This window comes from Streptomyces shenzhenensis (genome assembly GCF_021462265.1).
Lineage (GTDB): Bacteria > Actinomycetota > Actinomycetes > Streptomycetales > Streptomycetaceae > Streptomyces > Streptomyces shenzhenensis.
On sequence record NZ_JAJONF010000226.1, the window covers coordinates 1 to 315 of the forward strand.

Annotated in this window: 1 protein-coding gene; it reads right to left on the bottom strand. The window is 70.5% G+C overall.

From position 1 onward, the window contains the following. On the bottom strand, positions 1–315 hold a 315-nt coding region (locus tag LQ326_RS47570; RefSeq protein WP_234545432.1), incomplete at both ends, for an AMP-binding protein.

Genomic DNA, 315 nt, shown 5'->3' on the forward strand with positions numbered 1-315 from the left:
CCCACGAAGGCCAGTTGGCCACTGCCGTCCGGCAGCCAGCGGGCGAGGTCGCCGGTGCGGTACATCCGGCCGCCACCGTCACCGTCGTCGCCGTCGCCGAAGGGGCAAGCCACGAACCGCTCCGCCGTCAGATCCGCACGACCGACATAACCCCGGGCCAGACCGTCACCCGCGACATACAACTCACCGGTGACACCGGCGGGAACCGGCCGCAGATAGGCGTCCAGGACGTAGGTACGGACGTTGGGCAGCGGACGACCGATAGCCGGCGCCACATCCTCGCCGGTGATGCCCTCCTCCAGGAGGACGGCGGTG